Annotated in this window: 16 protein-coding genes; 4 read left to right on the top strand and 12 right to left on the bottom strand. The window is 32.3% G+C overall.

Translation table 11 applies throughout. The features are described from left to right. Positions 1-67: 67 nt before the first annotated feature. The 11 genes from C0J27_RS03760 to C0J27_RS03710 all read right to left on the bottom strand — a co-directional run bounded on the left by C0J27_RS03760 (position 68) and on the right by C0J27_RS03710 (position 13807). Entirely contained in the window at positions 68-1471 is a 1404-nt protein-coding gene (locus tag C0J27_RS03760) for an ankyrin repeat domain-containing protein (RefSeq protein ID WP_115585849.1), read from the bottom strand. Positions 1472-1655: 184 nt separating this feature from the next. Continuing rightward, a complete protein-coding gene (locus C0J27_RS03755; RefSeq protein WP_115585848.1) occupies positions 1656-3935 on the bottom strand; it encodes a secretin GspD/PilQ domain-containing protein in 2280 nt (759 codons plus the stop codon). Positions 3936-3938: 3 nt separating this feature from the next. Beyond that, complete coding sequence (locus tag C0J27_RS03750; protein ID WP_115585847.1) at positions 3939-4508, bottom strand: hypothetical protein; 570 nt, start codon at positions 4506-4508, stop codon at positions 3939-3941. Between the two features lie 8 nt (positions 4509-4516). Then, a complete protein-coding gene (gene pilM / locus C0J27_RS03745) occupies positions 4517-6127 on the bottom strand; it encodes a pilus assembly protein PilM (RefSeq protein ID WP_115585846.1) in 1611 nt (536 codons plus the stop codon). Continuing rightward, the gene (locus C0J27_RS03740) at positions 6124-8577 is read right to left on the bottom strand and encodes a secretin GspD/PilQ domain-containing protein (protein ID WP_115585845.1); all 2454 of its coding nucleotides are present in this window, start codon (positions 8575-8577) and stop codon (positions 6124-6126) included. The genes pilM and C0J27_RS03740 overlap by 4 nt, the downstream gene beginning before the upstream one ends. Before the next feature lie 36 nt (positions 8578-8613). Continuing rightward, positions 8614-9900, bottom strand: coding sequence for a type II secretion system protein N (locus tag C0J27_RS03735; protein WP_115585844.1), 1287 nt, complete (start codon positions 9898-9900; stop codon positions 8614-8616). 102 nt (positions 9901-10002) lie between these two features. Then, entirely contained in the window at positions 10003-10989 is a 987-nt protein-coding gene (locus C0J27_RS03730) for an AAA family ATPase (RefSeq protein WP_115585843.1), read from the bottom strand. 88 nt (positions 10990-11077) lie between these two features. Beyond that, positions 11078-11863, bottom strand: coding sequence for an ABC transporter ATP-binding protein (locus C0J27_RS03725; RefSeq protein ID WP_115585842.1), 786 nt, complete (start codon positions 11861-11863; stop codon positions 11078-11080). Next, positions 11863-12645: an MlaE family ABC transporter permease gene (locus C0J27_RS03720; RefSeq protein WP_115585841.1), complete on the bottom strand. Its 783-nt coding sequence runs from the start codon at positions 12643-12645 to the stop codon at positions 11863-11865. Before C0J27_RS03720 ends, C0J27_RS03725 begins: the two co-directional genes overlap by 1 nt. A 32-nt stretch (positions 12646-12677) precedes the next feature. Continuing rightward, positions 12678-12998, bottom strand: coding sequence for a preprotein translocase subunit SecG (gene secG, locus C0J27_RS03715; protein WP_115585840.1), 321 nt, complete (start codon positions 12996-12998; stop codon positions 12678-12680). A 32-nt stretch (positions 12999-13030) separates the two neighbouring features. Beyond that, entirely contained in the window at positions 13031-13807 is a 777-nt protein-coding gene (locus C0J27_RS03710) for a triose-phosphate isomerase family protein (protein WP_115585839.1), read from the bottom strand. A 513-nt stretch (positions 13808-14320) separates the two neighbouring features. Between C0J27_RS03710 and C0J27_RS03705 the strand changes: the two genes are divergently transcribed. From C0J27_RS03705 to C0J27_RS03690, 4 genes are all read left to right on the top strand, one after another. Then, the gene (locus C0J27_RS03705; RefSeq protein WP_115585838.1) at positions 14321-15541 is read left to right on the top strand and encodes a hypothetical protein; all 1221 of its coding nucleotides are present in this window, start codon (positions 14321-14323) and stop codon (positions 15539-15541) included. Between the two features lie 30 nt (positions 15542-15571). Further along, on the top strand, positions 15572-16168 hold the full coding sequence (locus tag C0J27_RS03700) for a hypothetical protein (protein WP_115585837.1): 597 nt from the start codon (positions 15572-15574) through the stop codon (positions 16166-16168). A gap of 360 nt (positions 16169-16528) precedes the next feature. Further along, positions 16529-17068, top strand: a complete 540-nt coding sequence (locus C0J27_RS03695; protein WP_115585836.1) for a hypothetical protein — start codon at positions 16529-16531, stop codon at positions 17066-17068. A gap of 121 nt (positions 17069-17189) precedes the next feature. Beyond that, positions 17190-17819: a hypothetical protein gene (locus C0J27_RS03690; RefSeq protein ID WP_115585835.1), complete on the top strand. Its 630-nt coding sequence runs from the start codon at positions 17190-17192 to the stop codon at positions 17817-17819. Positions 17820-17919: 100 nt separating this feature from the next. Here C0J27_RS03690 and gatB read toward each other — a convergent pair whose 3' ends face one another. Beyond that, positions 17920-19380, bottom strand: coding sequence for an Asp-tRNA(Asn)/Glu-tRNA(Gln) amidotransferase subunit GatB (gene gatB / locus C0J27_RS03685; RefSeq protein WP_252120565.1), 1461 nt, complete (start codon positions 19378-19380; stop codon positions 17920-17922). Between the last annotated feature and the right edge of the window lie 70 nt (positions 19381-19450).

Here is a 19450-nt window from a genome sequence, read left to right as displayed (position 1 = left end):
ACTCTTTTTTATAAAAAATCTAAAGTACTAAATTTGCTTTATGACACCATATAAACAAAATAACAAATTATTTGTTGTATATACGAAAGCGATACATCCGACAATTATCATTACTCATTGTAGAAGATTTTTCTGGAAGCATCCCTTGTTTGTTCTTAACAAATGCCTTTGCGCCTGCCTTCAATAATGAATACTCACTATTAGATCCTAGATATCGAGCATAATGTAAAGCAGTGTCACCGTTATCATTTTGAGCATTTAGGTTTGCACCTGCTTTAATAAGTAAATCTACTAAAGCATTCCGATCACATTTTACAGCAATATGTAATGGCACATTTCCTTCATTATCTGGTATATTTACATCAGCATGTGCACGCAATAATATTCCTAAAAAATCATTCTCCCGGTCTGTTCTTCTACCTAAACAAATTTTATATAATGCTGTTTGTCCCAAGTTATCTTGAATGTTAACATGAGCACGCATCGAACATAATGATTGTACAGCTTGAATCTTCTGTGCTTGCACTGCTTTATGTAATGGAGTATTTCCTTCATTATCTTGAATATTTAAATGTGCTCCATGAGCTCTTAATTCCCCTATTATTTCTATATAGCCTTTTTCTGCAGCTTGGTGTAACGCTGTTTGTCCTAACCTGTTTTTAATGTTAAGATCAACACCCGCACGACATAATAATTGTATAGCTCGAATCTGGTTTCCTTGCACTGCTTGATGTAAAGGAGTCAAACCATTAAAATCTTGAATATTTATATCTGCACCATGAGCTATTAATTCTTCTATTATTTCTACATAGCCTTTTTCTGCAGCTTTATGTAATGCAGTGCCTGCATTATCACAACCTTCAAATAATCTAGTCTTATGCTTTATTGCTTGCATATCTAAAACGATCTCATCTCGCATGATAGAACGAAAAGAACTTTTAACATTTGGATTAATTCCAAGATCTAATAACATTTTAACAACACATCGATTTTTATGATCAACTGCACTGTCCAAATATCTTTTATCTTTTCTTCCTATCCAACTTCTTACCATTCCTTGTAGCTTAGTATGATGATACTTCATAACATAAGAAAATACTGGATCAGAAATAGTATAAATACTGTTACGTGGTGTTTTAATTACTCGTTCAAATTCTTTCAAAAAAGAATCTTTAAATCTCTGATTAAGTAAATCCTCAACTTCTTGAATTACATCGCCATAGAATGCTTCATCTTCATTATCATTCAGCATACATTTCATGACATCATCAATATTGTTATGATGGTATTTTGATAAGAAATTAGTTTTATCTTCATCTGGTAAAAGATTAAAGCCCTCTTTTAAAGGAATATAACTATCTAAAATATCTTTATTATCTTGCTCATATTGCAGTAAATTATTTTGCGATGCATACATTCTTACACTATGCATACCGAATAATAAAATAAATAATAATTGATATTTTTTCATAATTTTATGTGATAACTTTCATTTTGTTAATAGCTTTGTAATTAAAAATAAGCTTATACAAGCTATATAACTTGTAATAATTCAAATTATAACATCATGGTCATCAAAAGTAAAAATCGCCCATAAAAGAGCGGGTATAGTCCAATGGACTATACCCGCTCTTTTATGAATTCATACTACTCTACTAACCAGATATGCCTGTTTGATTATTTGATGACATGAATAAATCATGCAGTGGCATACCAGTTTTTTTACCAGGAACCACTTCATCAAAGACCCAGTGAGAAATAGGGTCACTTAACGAACTAAATAGATCATCATGATCATCTTTTAATAAATGATCAGTCACTGCTGCAATACGACGAGTTACTTTACCCATTCCATTAACCACAGGCTTAATAATTGTTGGCTTTACTAATAAAAACAACTTGGTTTTATCTTCAGTTTTGCTTCTATTGGTAAAAAACAAATTAAGTAAGGGTATTTTTTCAAGAAAAGGAACGCCATTATAAATAATGTCCAGCTGATCATAGGTTAAACCACCAAGTACAGCAACTTGCCCTTCTTGCATCGAAAAATTCGTCTCAAGATGACGATTTTGCGCAGTCCCAGAATCACCATTTGTAGGATCATTCCAATAGGTAGCATCCATCTCGATTTGCAAGTTTACAATATCATTTGAACTAATCAACGGAGTAATATTTACCGTTACAGGCGCAGCAACCGTTTGATATGAAATCGTTGCAGTAACACCGGCTGTTAATTTACCTTTTAACCGCTTGGTAACACTGCTGGTAATAACTGCTGGTTGATTATTTTGAGCAATAACAAAAGCTCTTGATACCGTTTTTGTTGTTTGGTGCAGCGCTAATAATTGAAAAAATGCCCAAATTCCATTTGTTTTGGTTCTATCACCAATCATTAAGATTGTTGAATCAACGGTCTGATCATCTCCACCAGCACCTGCAATAAAACCTAAAATATTTGATAAATCTGCTTGTAATGAGGTATTTGAAGGCAGTGCAGGTTGTGTTGTAATCGTATTGATCAACATTGAAGCTTGTGCTTGCACGGTCTTTGGAAATATTGATGAAACAAGTGAATTTGTTCTCACTTGTGATCCAATTTTATGCGTAAACACCATCGCAAGATCTAAAATTAAAACTTCAATAATTACCTGTTTTTGAGGAATATCAATTTTATTAATAACTTCTTGAATGCGTTTCCAATCTTTGTTCGTTGCTGCAATAATAACTTTATTACTTCCGCGTTGTAAATTATTTTGTGTCCCAGTTGCAAGTGAAGCACTTTCTCCTTGGCCTTGACCAAGCCCTTGCGTAACTGATTCTGGAACAACTTGGATTTGAGGATCAAATGCTAAGTCAGATAAGCTCACGCTTGTTGACTGACCTGAGCCACTTGAAGGTTTAATAAGATTATTAAGAACATCTGCTAATGTTGAAGAATTTATCCATTGTAAATCAACAACATGAAAAAATGATTTACCTTGTTCAAGCGGCACATCTAAGTGCTCAAGAATAAAATCTTTTACTTGCTGAATATCTTTTTTCTTCCCAAAGATGACAATTGAATTAGAGCTACTTGTTGTTGAAGATGAACCAAGTGCAGATGTAGCACCAAAAAGGCTTATAACTCGGGTCCCTGTAGAAAAAACAGCTGCGCCATCACCTGAGTTTTGTTGCCGTGCATTCAAACCTCTATTTGACTTTGCAATTCCTTGTCCGCTGATAAGTTGATCCGTTAAAATAGACGCTACTTCATTGGCACTAGCATACTTCAATTGAAAAATTTCAACAGACTGCCCTTCACCTGATTGATCAAATACATCAATAAATTTCATGATTGCTTTAATCATTTCAGATTTTGCAGTAAGAATCACAGCATTATAATTTTGATCAAAAATTAACTGCTGATTTATATTTTTTTGATCAAAGAAGTTTTTTAAAACAACGGTAAGATCATTCTGTTGCTGCGTTATATTTATATTCTTAAAATAATAGATATAGCGAATTCTTTCTTGAGTTAATGGCAATTCATTTGTGTCAGTATTAATATAGGTTGGTAATGGTGTTGAACCAACTTGATCGATTGCAATAAGAGCATATAAATCTTGGCCCTGATTAATTAAACTAAATCCAGCTTGCTCAATCATCATAAGTAAAAAATCCCACGCTTTTAAAAACGTGATTTTTTTACCTGCATCAAAAGTTACCTTTGCATTCAATTGAGTTGTTGATGAATATAAAATATTAATTCCTCGCAACTGAGCAAATTCATTTAAAATATCTTTTAAATCCCTTTTATCAAATTTAAAATCTACAAGATTTGCTGCATGTGCTTTTTTGTCATCTTCATTCATCAATTTTTCTGATCGAGCAAAAATTGCACTATTTTGACCTACAAGCAAACACATAACAACGGCTAATATTACTCTTTTTATCATTTTTTAATTACCTCGTATTGCTTGTTTATCTATGACTGGCTTGAGCGTTGCAATCGTTAATGTCGCATTAATTTTTTTAGTCATAGACGACCCTTTGGTAATATCTAAGTCTTTTACAAAAACACGTTGGTTACTTTGTAACGCTTGTAAAAACTCACACAGCTGCTTCATACTCATTTGAGAAAAGTTAATTTGTAAACTTTCTTCTTCATAACCATTTGGCCATGACTGAGTCATTAAATTAGATGATGATTCATTGGTAATCTGCAATTCTTTAATGGTATCTTGATAATATTTTTTAATATAAAAATTTTTATCTTTCATTAAAATCAGATCAACTTCAGTTTTTTTATTTTTCATTTGTTCATATTCAGTTAAAATAGTCTGAACATCTCGTCGAGCTTTTTGTAAAACTTTTGTTTTTTGTTCAATTTCATGCAATAGACTCGTATGCCGAAAAAGTAAAAATCCAATCATACAAGCGCAACACATAAAAAAAGCTGCCATAAGTCTTATGGATTCTTTTTGATTAAGACTATACAAATAATCTTTAACAGATTGTATATCAAACATTATTATTCCTATTGAGCATCTTGAGTATCTTGAGCTTGTAATACTACCGTAAAAGCCAATTCACCAGGAAGCTTACTTTTTAAAGTAAAATTTTTAAGTTCCATTAACTCTTCCTCAAATGTTTCTATTACATCAAAATCTTTTACCTTACCCTGTAACGTAACTTCTTTATCATGTATCGATAATTTTTTAAGGTCAAGACCCAAGCTTTCTCTGTCTATTTTACTACTTAATTCTTCTAAATAACGTAAAAATGAATGATTCGATGGAGAAAAAGAAAAACATACTTTTTTTGCTTGCTCCAATTTTGCTTGTGCTGCTGCAACAATATCTGTAACGCGCTTCATTCCTTTTGTATCAACATCCATCTGCTCTTTTAATTTTGTTATCAACTCTTTTTTTGATTTATTATATTCTACATCCCAAATTCTTAGCTGGTATTGACTATAAAAATAAATCCCTGCAAATGCTGCACATGTAATGATTGCAACGCTGATAAGCTGTTTGTACAATAAAGAGTTTTTAGCTGCATCTAATGTATATGATAAAAAATTAACATCTCCGTAATGAGCTGCTGATAAACCTACCATGATACTTGCACTATGCTTTGCATCAATTTTAGATTTTTTATGCACAACAATATTACTTTTTGTTATATTTTTTTTAATATCAAAAATTTCAACAGAAATGTCGGTATGAATTTTTACTTGTTCTAAAAATCCAGGAATACCTGTTCCAATGCCTAAAGAAATTATTTTTGATGGGGTTACAAAGTTTGGAATCTGTTTTTTAAAAAAAGACAACGACAAATTAATCTGTTTGCAAAAATCAATAATAATTTTTTGAGCAATATCATGATGTATAACATCTTGCTCTTCATGAGCATTGTGCTGCAAAAGACCTTCCAATATTCGATGTTGCATGATAGAAGTTGTCGCTTGATCAACTCTATTCATAATCGTTACAAGGCCATATGATACCAATCGAACTGATTTTAAAATTCCTTGCTGAATATACAATATATCAATTGCATCAACACTAAAATCAACTACAAGCAAACTACTTTGAGCAACAGGAGCTGTATTTTTATAAAAATCATACAAAGCAAACATATCAAGTGTCACACTATCTAATTTAATACCAGCTTTTTCAAAATAACTTACCTGATTATCAAGATCTGATTTACGAATTGCAGCAACCAAGATCGTAGTCTGCATCGTTTCTTTATTTTCTTGCGTAACTATAAAGTCTATAACAGCTTCATCTAATGCAAAAGGTAAAAGCGGCTCTATTTCATAACCAAGAATCATTTTTATTTTTTCTCGACCTATAAAAGGAAGAACCAATTCTTTACATATGACAGCAGAACTTGTTAATGAAGTTACGACTTCATCATACGTCCCAATTGTTGACCCAATTTTTTTAATCGCTGCTATAAGTGTTGCTGGTGTTTGATCTTGTAATATTATAGTCATCGTATTTTCAATAGTAATTTTCTTACCTACAAATGAAAACAATGTAGCATGCACACTTATTGTCGTGATCTTAAAAGATACAACTCTTTTATGAGAAATATAATATGATCCAAGTTTGCTTGGTATAAAAATATCTTTTATCATGCAAGGTCTCCTGAAGCATTTTGTACTATATTTTTAATACGATACTGTTTGTTATAGATAGCTTCTTTTTCAGGTTCAGACATGTCAATAATAACAGGCTTTGTAGTTGGTTGATTTTTAATCTTAGTTTTCTTTAAAGAAGTTGATGGTTTCTTTTTTTCAAACTCTTTTTTAGTTCTTTTCACATTTTCATGAGCAGAAACAAGCTCCCCACGAGTAGCTAATCGATCAACCGTTAAATCATCAGCTTTTGTTTCTCGCTTACCAAAAAAAGCTCGCTCTAAAGGATCTTGGCCAGATTCAGCATCTTGAGTCTCGTTCATAATACGTAGATAATCTTGCGCTTCTTCTATTTTACTACGAGTATAACGTTGAACATCTTCTTGGCTTGTTATGTTATCTATAATTTTTGGACAAATAAACGTAATAAATATGTTCTTTCTGTTAGAAGTATTTTTTGACTTAAAAAACCAACCAAAAATAGGAATGTTTGAAAAGAAAGGCACCCCAGCCGCAAAACCTAACGTATTATCAGCCATAATACCACCAAGAACTAACACTTCGCCATCAGCTACTGTTGCCATGGTAGTGATAGATTTTTGATCCTGTACCGCGTTGTTTGGTCCAGGATTAACGAATTGATTATTTTCAATAGCAATTGCTAGATTAATCATTTTTTGGTCATTTACTTGAGGAACAATGGTAAGGGATAAGTTTGCCTCAGCTGATTGGTAACCAGAAGCACTTGTATTTCCTCCAGAAACAACTTCCCCGGTTACAACCCGACGAGATGTTCCGATTTTCATAAACCCTTTTGAATTGTTACTTACTACTAAAAAAGGATTTGATAAAATTTTTGTTGTCGATATTGTTTTTAATATTTTAAAAACAGCCCAAATTGGTTGACCAAAGGTTAATATTGTTGAACCTACTTCACCAATAGGACCTGCTAATAAACTTGCAAGACTTGATTTTATTGATTGAGCTAAACCATTACCACCTGCAGTTGTAACGATACCAGTTCCCGGAGGTATTCCTGAGGTTTGAGCACTCACATTTCTTAAAAATGTATTATCATTATTAGGGCCAGATATTTGACTACCAAGCGCCTTATCATTAATTGAAGTAATTTGAACGATTAAAACTTCTAAGGCAATCTGTTTTTGCGGAACATCTAATTGTTTAATAAGATCCGCAACTGCATTATAATCTTCTTGGTTAGTATTAATAATCAATGAATTTGAGTGCGTATCTGCAACAATATTCATCTGTTGTAGATATTTTTGTCCATCACGCACACCACCATATTGACCAGCCGATGTTTGACTTCCATACGAAACAAGCGCTGTTAATGTTTTTTGCATTTCAGCTGCGTTGGTATATTCAAGGTAGTAAACAAAAACAGGTGGTTTATCACCACTTGCTTCAATATCAATGTATTTAATTATGAATTTTTCAATTCGATCAACAGCTTCTTGAGAACCTAAAAGAATTAAGGTGTTTGTTCTTTTATCTTGAGCTAACACAACATTTGATGGAAAGAATTCTGTATAGGTTTCTTTACCATCGGGAGACCAAGCTCGTTGAGGAGCTGGATTTTGAGGCTGCAATGATTTATACAGATTAATAACATCTTCAACGTTTGCTCGCTTTAATTTGATAACCGACATCACTTGAGGTGGTAAAGGTTTATCAAATTCTTTAACAATAGTCATGAGCGATTTAATATTATATGACTTATCGGTAAATACTAACGCTTTTAAATCTTTATAAATAGAAATTGAACCAGTTGATCCCTGAAACTTACTAATTAATGCTTGAATTTTTAATGGATCACCATTTTGCATAAAATAAACATACCGAATAATCATATCATTATCAGGCAGTATATCAGGACTTGGTCCAATGTAGGTAGGAATTGCTTCTTGTGATGCATTTGGTAAAGGTACAATTTTATAAAAACCAGCTTGAGCCATTGGTACAAGATCTAATCCAGCCATACTCAAAAACGTAATAAACAAGCTCCAACTTTCTTGCTTTGTTAAAGGCGTATTTGTTCTAAAAGAAACTTTATTGCCTGCAAGACTCGGTCCTTTTTTATTCGTATCTAAAATATCATCTGTAATAAATTTTACCTTGTGAACTCGTTCCATGTACTGAGCAACGTTCTTTAAATCAATATCTTCAAAGTTAAAAACAACCGATTCAACAACATCAGCACCTGGTTGTCGCAGAGGAACTGATTGTATTTCTTCTGGAAGCAGCTGCTCTTGCTGTTGATCTATCTCATTTTTTTGATGAAATGACGATTCAAAAGACTCTTGTTCTTCTTGACCCATCTCTTCTGTTCCAAAAGTCTCATGCATTGAAGCGAGAACATCTTTTGCTATAAGAAGTTCAGTTACCACAACCAGCAAACTTACCATTAAAAATTTGTTCATTTTTTTCATTGCAATATACCTATCTACTTTTGTATCTTAAGCAAACTATTGTGTCATTCCATTAAAAATAACATTACGCTTTGACTGTTTTAGCATATTCTTTCTGTCTTGAGCCTTGATATCTTGGATGATAGGCTCCATTTTTTCACGATCTTGTGACAACTTATTTTTATGATTATCAAGTTGATGTAATTTTTCTTGGCAAACAACTTGCATCATCATTGGTGATGATGCTTGATATTCAATTATAGCTCTATCTTCTAAAAAATTATCCGTCTCAGCTTTGTTTTCAGATTCATGAGGAACTTTTTTTCTTTGGATGGTAACATCTTGAGGCTCTTGTACCGGTGTTAAAGAAGCTACTAACTTTTGATGCATATCTTGCTGAGTAAAGGTACTATTTTTAAAAGCATTATCAATTAAACCGTATAACATCGTCATAGAAATATTATTTCTGAGTATTTCAACTTCTATGATATCTCCAGAAGCACTTGCAAGAATATGATCGTAAATTGCAAGTCGATGAGTTACATCATCAAGAGGATATCCATCAATTTTTACAATAATATCATCTGCCTTGAAACCTAACATAGCGCCTAATGAATCAGTGCTAATTTTACCAACACGGCAACCAAAACTTTTTCCTTGTCGATAAACAGTTGTTAAATCAAGCATGGTGATAAATTCACCAAGATTAGAAATTCTATTTACAAATTCATCAATGTTAATTTTGTATTTATTTCCAGAAGATGATTCAATAACATTTTTTGGTAAATACGTTGATTCAGCATCAAAATCATGAACTGCATCTTCTTCTCGTAAATACAATGTTTCTTGTTGTCCATTTGATCGAATAATAATAATTCGATTCGGAAGTATTTTTAAGATTTGAGCATCTTCAATGAGGTCGCCTACTTGATAATTTTGTTCTTCTTTTGTTTTTTTAAACTGAATAATTGCAAGACTGCTTGCAGGGTCATCTTTCACAAAAATAACCCCTTTTAAAATTGCTTGTAATGGAGCAAAAAATGTAGGAGCTTTTTCAAGAGGAACTTGTGATACTATATTTTTTGGTGGTTGAGGCATTGGAAGAATAGAATCATCAATTTTTGTTGATACGCTAGCGGGTGTTTGATACGTTCCAAAAAGGTCGTTTTCATAAATAGTAGCAATATTTACCGGCTCAACAACTTGATTTTTTATAACTATACCTGCAGTTGGAGCTATGGATATACGTCGAGGTACAGCTTTTTGCAGCATGAAAAGAAATAATTGGCTTATAAAAAAAAGAATAAGCAAACTACTATTTAAAATCCACACCGACTGTTTCATGTATATCCTTTTTTCAATATTTTTTACACCACTATCTGTATAATCAAAATTATCAAGTTGGTGAACCCTTGAATGTATGACAAAATAATAAAAATGAGTCAATTATGGTGTTAAAATAATATCAAATATTTTATCAATAACCATATCTGATGTAATATTTTCTGCCTGAGCATAATATGTTAACAATATTCTATGACGCAAAATACCTCGAGCTACTACTTTGATATCGTCAGGAATCACAAAATGTCTATTTTGCAACAAAGCATACGCTTTACTTGCATGAACAATAGAGATACTTGCACGAGGAGAAGCTCCATATTGAACCATTTTAGCTAATGAAGTTAAGCCGTATGCAGCAGGTTCTCTGGTTGCAAAAACAAGCTTTAAAATATATTCGATAAGCTTTTCATCTATATAAATATTTTGAACAATTTTTTGAGTATCAAGTATATCTTGGCGAGAAACAACTTTAGAAACGGTTGTTTTCTGCATTGATCTATTTAAAATTTCACGCTCTTGATCAAATGTTGGATATCCAACTTGTAGCTTAAACATAAAACGATCTATTTGAGCCTCTGGAAGTTGATACGTTCCTTCGTTTTCTATAGGATTTTGTGTTGCAAAAACTAAAAACGGTTCTTCAAGCGGAAATGTCGTTGATCCAATAGTTACTTGATGTTCTTGCATTGCTTCAAGAAGAGCTGACTGAACTTTTGCAGGTGAACGGTTTATTTCGTCTGCTAAAACTAAATTGGCAAAAATAGGGCCTTTTTTTGTATCAAACTCTTGTGCTTTTGGATTGTAAATTAAAGTACCAATAAGATCTGCTGGAAGCAAATCAGGCGTAAATTGAATTCTACTAAATGACAAACCTAAAGCATCTGCAATCGTTTTAATTAACGTTGTTTTTGCTACGCCAGGAACACCTTCAAGCAAAATATGCCCATTACTGAGCATTGCGATTAACGTTGCATCAATAATTGAACTATGGCCAACTATAACTTTAGATATTTCAGCTTTCAATACAACAAATTTTTGGCTGTAATAAGCAACTTGTTCTATAATTTTTTCAGACGATTTTTGTTCCATTTTTTCATCCTAAAAAGTTCTTATGCCTTCTTCTATTCGATTTAATGTTAACTATAGTAATTAAAAAAAATCTAAAGATCAAAAATCTTTATGCTTTATTTTTAATTACAACATGCTCAAGCTGTATTGGCCCATGAGGTAAGCCTCGAATAAACTGATAAATATATGGATCTTGGCTCTCCCAAATGCCTTGAGCTGAAAGTTCAGTTTCAATTTTACCTTCATACAACAGTGCAACTTTATCAGCATAGTTAAAAATATCAACATCATGTGAAATAACGACTGATGTAACATTTAATTTTTTTTGCATACTAGATATCAATTCGTGAACAACTTTTACTGTTATTGGGTCTAATCCAGTTGTTGGCTCATCATATAAAATTATTTCAGGGTTTCCCATTAATGTTCTTGCAAGATCCACCCGCTTTTTCATACCACCAGATAATTCTGAAGGATATTTATCAATTGTGCTTTGATCAAGGTCAACTAACGACAATTTTTCTTGCACCCGTTTACGAACAAGAGCAGGATCAATTCCATCTTCTAAATCAACAATTCCAATATTTTCAAATACTGTTAAAGAGTCAAGCAATGCTGCAGATTGAAAAACATACCCAAATTTTTTAAAATTACTAATTCTATCTTTGCCAACAAGTCCAACGGTATCTTTACCATCAACAAAAATAGAGCCTGATGTTGGCTCAATAAGACCGATGATCTGTTTAAGTAAAACTGATTTACCTTCACCTGAACGACCAATTATACACGTTAATTTTCCTTCAGGAATATCAAGCGTTAATCCATCGGTGATATAACGACCGGTATCGCTAAACTGTTTTTTTAAATTAACAATTTTTATTTTTGATCTATGCATTACAACGTCTCAAAAAGTAAAATAGCGAGAAAATAATTTGATATTAAAATAGCAATAGATGCAGCAACAACACTTTGGGTCGTTGCAATACCAACGCCTTTAGCTCCGCCCCAGGTATAATACCCTTTAAGAGCGCCTACAGAAGAAAGTATAAATCCAAATGCAGCAGCTTTGATTAAGCCGCCTGAGATATCAGTAATAGTTAAAAATTCTTTAACTCCATCAATGTATCCAATTGGATTTAAATAAAAAACATACACACATACTAAATAACCACCAAGAATACCAAATGCCATAGAAAATATAGCGAGGAATGGTAAAACAATAGTTGCAGCCAAAATTCTTGGAACAATAAGATATTGAAAATTATTAATACATAATGTTTCAAGCGCATCAAGCTGTTCAGTTATTCGCATGGTACCAATTTCAGCAGCTATTCCAGAACTACATCGCCCTGCAACCATAAGACCAGTTAAGACTGGCCCTAGCTCTCGGGTGATAGTCATGGCAACTACTGGCCCAATCATTGCTTCTGAACCAAATTGACGGAATCCTGAGTACGTCTGCAAAGCAAGAACAGCTCCTGCAAAAAAACCGGTAAGAATGCTAATAGGAAGGGACTGGATTCCAATCCTTTCCATTTGCACAAATAGTTTACTGACTTTAAGTTTCATGGTGCATGCTGTTTTTCCAGCTTGAGTAACAAACAGAGCATACTGCCCAAATCCATGACAAGCTTGTAAAACATTTTTTCCAATAAACCCAAATAATTCAAGTGCCATACGACAACCTTACGGTGTAAACAAACTGTTTTTTAAACAGCTTGCTCTTGCGAATCTTCGTTCTGATTGTTGTCTGCAGGAATATTTCTTGTGTATGTTATTTTTGAAAGTGGTTTACCATATCGACTTTTTAATGTAGATAAAACTAATGACCCACCAAGAAGCAATGCGCATAAAATCCATGTTGCTGTTTGAAAAACATCTTGTCCACCAGAACTACCAAAAAGCATTTGGTTATTTCCACCCATGTTACCAAGACCCATGCTTCCTTTACCACGTTGAATAAGTACAAGAAGTACAATAACGCAACACATAAGGCCATACAAAAAAGTTAATAAAGAAAAAATAATCATAAAAAACCTTCGCTCTTGTTTATAAAAAAATTTTATACCATTCTACCGTCTGATTGTACTATTTTTTTTAACTCTTGAAAATCAATACTCGCTTTTCCAATCAAAAAACCTGAAATTTCTTTAATATCATGCAACTGCTGCACTGTTTTGCTTGAAACACTCCCACCATATAAAAACATCACGTTTTTAGCAATAGGAAGTTGTTGCACCAAACTCTTTAAAAAACAAAAAACCTTTTGTAAATCATCTGATGAGGGAACAATACCAGTACCAATGCAGTACCGTGGTTCATATGCTATAAAAATTTTAGTAGAACCAGTATACGATTGTAAAAAATTTAAAATATGTTCAAGTTGATCATATAAAACCTGCAAAGCCATACCATCATTTTTTTGCGCAAGCGTTTCTCCAATACACATAATAGGAGATATGTTTGCTGCAAGTAACATTTTAAACTTGGAGCTTATCAGCATATCACTTTGACCAAGCTCTGCTCGAACCTCACTGTGACCAACTAAGCAAAATGATATATTCATATCTTGCAATGATTCTATTGAAACTTGTCCTGTATAAGCGCCAGGCAAAAAAGCTGAACAGTCTTGAGAACCAAGGTGCATGGCAAGCTTTGAAATTTTTTTATGCAAATAATAAAGGTGTTCATAGGATGCTGCAATTCCAATGTAAGAATTAATTATAGTTTCATGCCAGTCTGCTTCTTGATTAGATGCTTGTATAAATCTTTTAATTGTTGAAATTGACTGATACGTCTTCCAATTTGCAATATAATATTTTTTTGGAATGTGATTCATATATAAAAACTTACGATACTATAATTATTTTTTAAAAAAATCTTATTTCTTTATGAAGTATAAAGTAATAAACATCAATTGCTATATTGAAAATTATAACTCGACGAATTGTAAATGAGAATATTTGTAAACCTTAAAAAATTTATGTGGAAACCTAGCTGTGTCAACCGAATTTACATGTGCATAAAAACTTACGATATAGTTCTGCTCATCAACCAAGACATCGTGGCAGCGACCACGTTACGCTTTTTTATGTAAATAAATAGTACATCAGGCCCACTGGCCTACAGATCCCCGGAGTTTTTATAGAAAACGGAGTGCAAAAATCTCTCGTAAAAATTTGGTTTACAGAACCTCATACTTTTAATTTTTAACAATTAATAAAAGATTATAAAAATAGCAATTCAAATGATAAAAATTTCATATAGAAAAATTTTTACTTGATTACGCAACACAAATTGCATTATTATTTACATAAGATTTTAAATTTATAACTCAATATGGATTTTTATTATGAACTTTTTTAAAAAATTACAACTATTAGTGGTACACCTGCTTATCTGTTCTTCTATAATATTTCCATCTTCATTTTCCACGCCCCATAAAAATAACAAAACAAAGCGAAATGAATTTCCTTATACAACTGAAGTTGATAATGTTATAGCAACTCCAATTGAAAGTCCTGATAACATTAATTTTTTTGCAATTCAAGATGCAGCACAAGCAATAGAATCTTATGATGAAGATGATGATGCCGATCAATCTCATAATTTTTTTAGTGGCTTTAATTTTTCAGATGATGAAGAAGAGCGAACATACAGCCCAGAACAAGAATTACGATTTAGTCGCAAACTTGCAAGCAAATCTGTCGATAAAGATAAAGAAAAAGAAAAATGCGCTGAAAAAAAAGAACTTCAAGAAAATATTTTACGATCAAAAGTTGTATTGACAAGTATTGTCTCTCAAATAGAGATCAACGATATGATAGAAGAACAATCAAAAAAATTATCAAAAGACCAAAAAGAGTTTTTATCAAGAATGAATAATGTTTCGACAACAACACTTGATCCAAATCTTATTCATATGAAAAATGTTACTCAGATTGATTCATTTCGTGCAATTACTCATAATTTTACTGATGCATCAGTATTACAAAAAACACCCTATGGAGTTATTTATCTTAATATTTGTGCACAATTATATCCTATTGCACAAGAACTTAATGATATCACACGATCTATGAAGCTTTGTGTAAAAACCTCTGAAACAAATTGTACACCTATTACATCTTTTGATTTTTATCATGTACTTATTGGAGAAATGATAAACATTTCTAATTTGTCTGAGACAAGCCCTCATTATCCATCTATGTTAAAAGGCGGCCACCTGTACTTACCTGCTTTAACACCAAAAGTTCGTTTATTTGAATCGTATGATTTGAATAAAGAATCAGGTTGTTTTAATCTTATTATAAAAACTTTAACAACAAAAGGCAGGGGTGTAAAAACATATTATCCTTACGGACAAACCCCTCATGAAATTTTTTATACATTATTATCTGCAATAGATCATCATAATTTAACCTATAGCTCTCAGCAAGCAGATAATATTACTATTTATACAGAAGATGATCCGATGACTTCAATAAAACTTATAGGCAAAGATGTTGATACTATTTTAAACATTATGCCATCGGGGCAAGCTACATTTTTCCCTTCATTTAAAAATAGTTAAAAAAAGTTAATAAAGAAAGCAGGACCCCTCATGAAAAAATATATTTTTTTATTACTGTGCAGTTCTATATTGTATGCTGCAGAATCTGAACCAAATTTTAAAAAAACTCGGCTATATGAAAATAACTCACCATTTCAGTCAATAGCAAATAGAAGAGATCATGCAAGCTATACCCCTCAAGAGATTCTAGGAATGGCACATTTTACCTATGCACCCTTAGAAGAAAATTTCACATTACAAAGTAAAAATTTCAAAACATCTAAAGTACAATACTTAATAAAACTTTTACAAAATGATTTTCAAGCATTTCAAAAATGTTGTGATCTTAATGAAGGCCAAGATGGCTACCTTGATAACAACAGCTCAATAGATTTAGAAGAGACCGAACTCTCTATTGATTATGAAAAAAGTATAGTGGAAATTAAGCGACTTGAATCAACTCATCAAGGAATTTGTGTCTCTCAATCAAATTTATTTGAGCTGTTGCAAGCCTGGAAAGAATCTCTTTTGCATAATCATCCACATCTATTACTTATTCAATCATTAGATCAAGAATATGAACTTATTGCTTTTTATGAAAAAGAACTCATGGATGAATATTTAACAAATCATCCGATAACAAATTAAATAATACATCTATAGAGAAAATGATACCAAGCAGATGAGTAAAATCTGCTTGGTATCATCTTTTTGTTACTAAATATTTACAATAGAGGTATAAAATAAATAGTATCTAGGCTGTACCAACCAAATTTACATCTGCACAAAAACCTACGATATCGCTTCGCTCATCTCCGGAAACAGTGGTAGCGGTGTCCACGTTACGCTTTTTTATGTAAAGAAATAGTGCATGAGGCCTAGCGGCCAGCAGATCCCCGGAGGTTTTGATAGAAAACGGAGGGCAAAAATTTCTCGTAAAAATTTGGTTTACATAACCTATACATACATGCTATTTATTTTGATCCACACCATTACGGAGCTATTTTCATGAAGTCTTTTATCGTTTTTATTATGATTATTGCGTTATACACAAACAATCTAAAAACTTGTGACAAAAATGATTTTTCCATAACAGCAGAAGACATGGAAACAATTGACCTCAGTTTTTTTGATCGATATAGTTTTGAAAGTAGTAATAAACATGCAGCACATACACATGAACAATCAAGTTCTCAAGAATCTTCAGTTCAATCCAAAGATGAGTATGAACCATGTTGTTTTACCAACTGGCTATGCAATGAAAATAAAACAGAAGAATACTCCTGTTGTTGCGCTACAGCAATTGCACCTTGTGCATTATTAGGCTTTTGCACCTGGATACCAGAATATATTCACCATAAAAATGAACAAACCGATGATAATCATGGAGTATTAAAATTTTTAAACTTGAATTGTTGCTGTGCCCAAGAGACTCAAATAAGCAGCTGTACTGCTCTCAAATTTTTACCCTGTTTTTGTCTTTGTTTACCTTGTGTCTATGCCGATCATATTATACTTGTAAATAAAAAATTACGTCAAAACAGTTAAAGTCAAAAATTTCAGAATTTTAATACACACCTTCTTAATCTTTATCACAAATTGTAATAAATTGACAAAATTAGCATAAATTATACTATTATTTTATTTTTAAATCACGAAGCAAAATGTAATGAAAAACCATTTTATAGTAATTATATGGATCATAGTCAGTAGCAATGCAAATGCTAGTCAATATTCACAAGAGCAAAGATTGATTGATAATTCAACCCAAACTCCTGCATGGACAACCGATGCTTTAATTAAAGCTCACATACATAATGAATATCATATTAAAGATTTTTTAGATGAATTTATTAAAGAAACATTAGATACATATCTTCCCAATGAAATGAGCGAATACGAATTAGCAAAACAGAAGAGAGAATCATCAAGACAGAAGAGAGAAAAATTTATTAAAAGTATGCCTAACTGTTGTCGTAAAGGCTGGTGCGAAAATATTGATGGTGAAAATTGCTGCAATGCTACCATGGCAATGCCATCTAGATTAGGTTGCATGCTTAAATTTCCTTGTTTTTATAGTAGATACATAACAATGAAAAATCAGCAAACAAAAGAAACTAATGATCAATTTCAATGTTTAGATATTTATTGTAATAATAATATTGGCAATATTAATTGTTGTGCTGCCACGATGTTAATACCTTGTGCTGTTGTATGTATTCCATGTTTATATACAGATTATGTATTTATAAAAAATCAAAATTATCATCGATATAGTGAATTTTATGATTGGAGCTAACCAACTTCAGATTTAAAATACAGAACAAAAAATATCGCCCTAAAAAAGAAAGCCCTACAATTACGTAGGGCTTTCTTTTTACGACAATACCAAGTTACAATTAACTTAGATATTTTTTCACTAATGCTTGTAGCAACTTAGGATCACCATTTCCATGGGTAGCCTTCATGCATGCACCAACAAAAAATCCGAATAAGTTTTGCTTACCAGCTTTATACTCTTCAACAAGATGAGGATTTTGAGCAAAAACTTCTTTTACAATAGCTTCTAACTCATCTGCAGAACCAATTTGTTTAAGTCCCTTGCTTTCAATAATTTCAGCAGGATTTCCACCTTCTTTTGCAATAAGGTCAAAAACTTCTTTTGCGACTTTATTATTAATCACGCCATCTTCTACAAATTTAATCAGCATTGCTAATTTATCAGGAGTAACTTTAAACTCTTCAATCGTAACTTTTTGCTCTTTTAAAGCACCAAGTACATCACGTAACAACCAGTTTGTTGCTGACTTACTTTCATGACAAGCCATTAACGCATCAAAATATTGAGTTAATGCTAAATCAGAAGTAATAATTTCAGCTTCATAATCAGATAAATTAAACTGTTGTTTGTATCGATCAAATTTAGGAAATGGCATTTCAGGAAAATTAGCTTGTACGTGCGCTAATAATTCTGGAGTCACTTTTACCAACGCTAAATCAGGATCGGTAAAGAATCGGTAATCAGCCATACCTTCTTTTTTACGCATCGAAACAGAAACTCTATTTTTAGAATCCCATAAACGAGTTTCTTGTACAATTTTTTCGCCATTCATCACTGCTAAAATTTGACGTTCAGCTTCGTACTCAATCGCATCGCCAATAAATTTAAATGAATTAATGTTTTTTAATTCACAACGAGTTCCAAGTTCAGCTGAATCTTTTTTACGAACGGATAGATTCGTATCAGCTCGAAATGAACCTTCTTCCATGTTGCAAGTGCTGACACCAAGATATTGCATAATTGTACGCAAAGCTTTTAAATAAGCACGAGCTTGCTCAGCATTATCGATATCAGTTTCGGTAACAATTTCAATTAAAGGCGTACCGGTACGATTCAAATCAACAAAACTTTCACCTGTATAATCTGAGTGAGTATTTTTACCAGCGTCTTCTTCGATGTGAATACGGTTAATTCTAATTTTTTTTGTTGAACCATCTTCTAAGCGAATCATCACATAGCCATTACGACAAATCGGGAAATCATTTTGCGTAATTTGATAATTTTTTGGCAAATCAGGATAAAAATAATGTTTACGATCAAATTCTGAAACTTCAGATATTTCACAATTTGTTCCAAGTCCTGCCATAACAGCAAATTCAACAACTTGCTTATTTAACACTGGCAATACGCCTGGGTACCCAGCACAAATTGGACAAATATTAAGATTAGGCACTTGTGTTTGAGCGTTAGAGCAAGAACAAAATATTTTACTTTTCGTGTTTAATTGTACGTGCACTTCGATGCCAATATCCATTCTGTATTCTGGATATCTATCTAAAACAGAAGTTGGTTTTTCCACAATAATCCTTTCAGCGAGGTATTTATAGTTGCTGAGCCATGGCCCAGCAACGTAATACATTAAATATAAA

It is taken from the genome of Candidatus Chromulinivorax destructor (assembly GCF_003366055.1).
GTDB lineage: Bacteria > Babelota > Babeliae > Babelales > Chromulinivoraceae > Chromulinivorax > Chromulinivorax destructor.
This window is presented reverse-complemented; position numbering and strand designations above follow the sequence as displayed.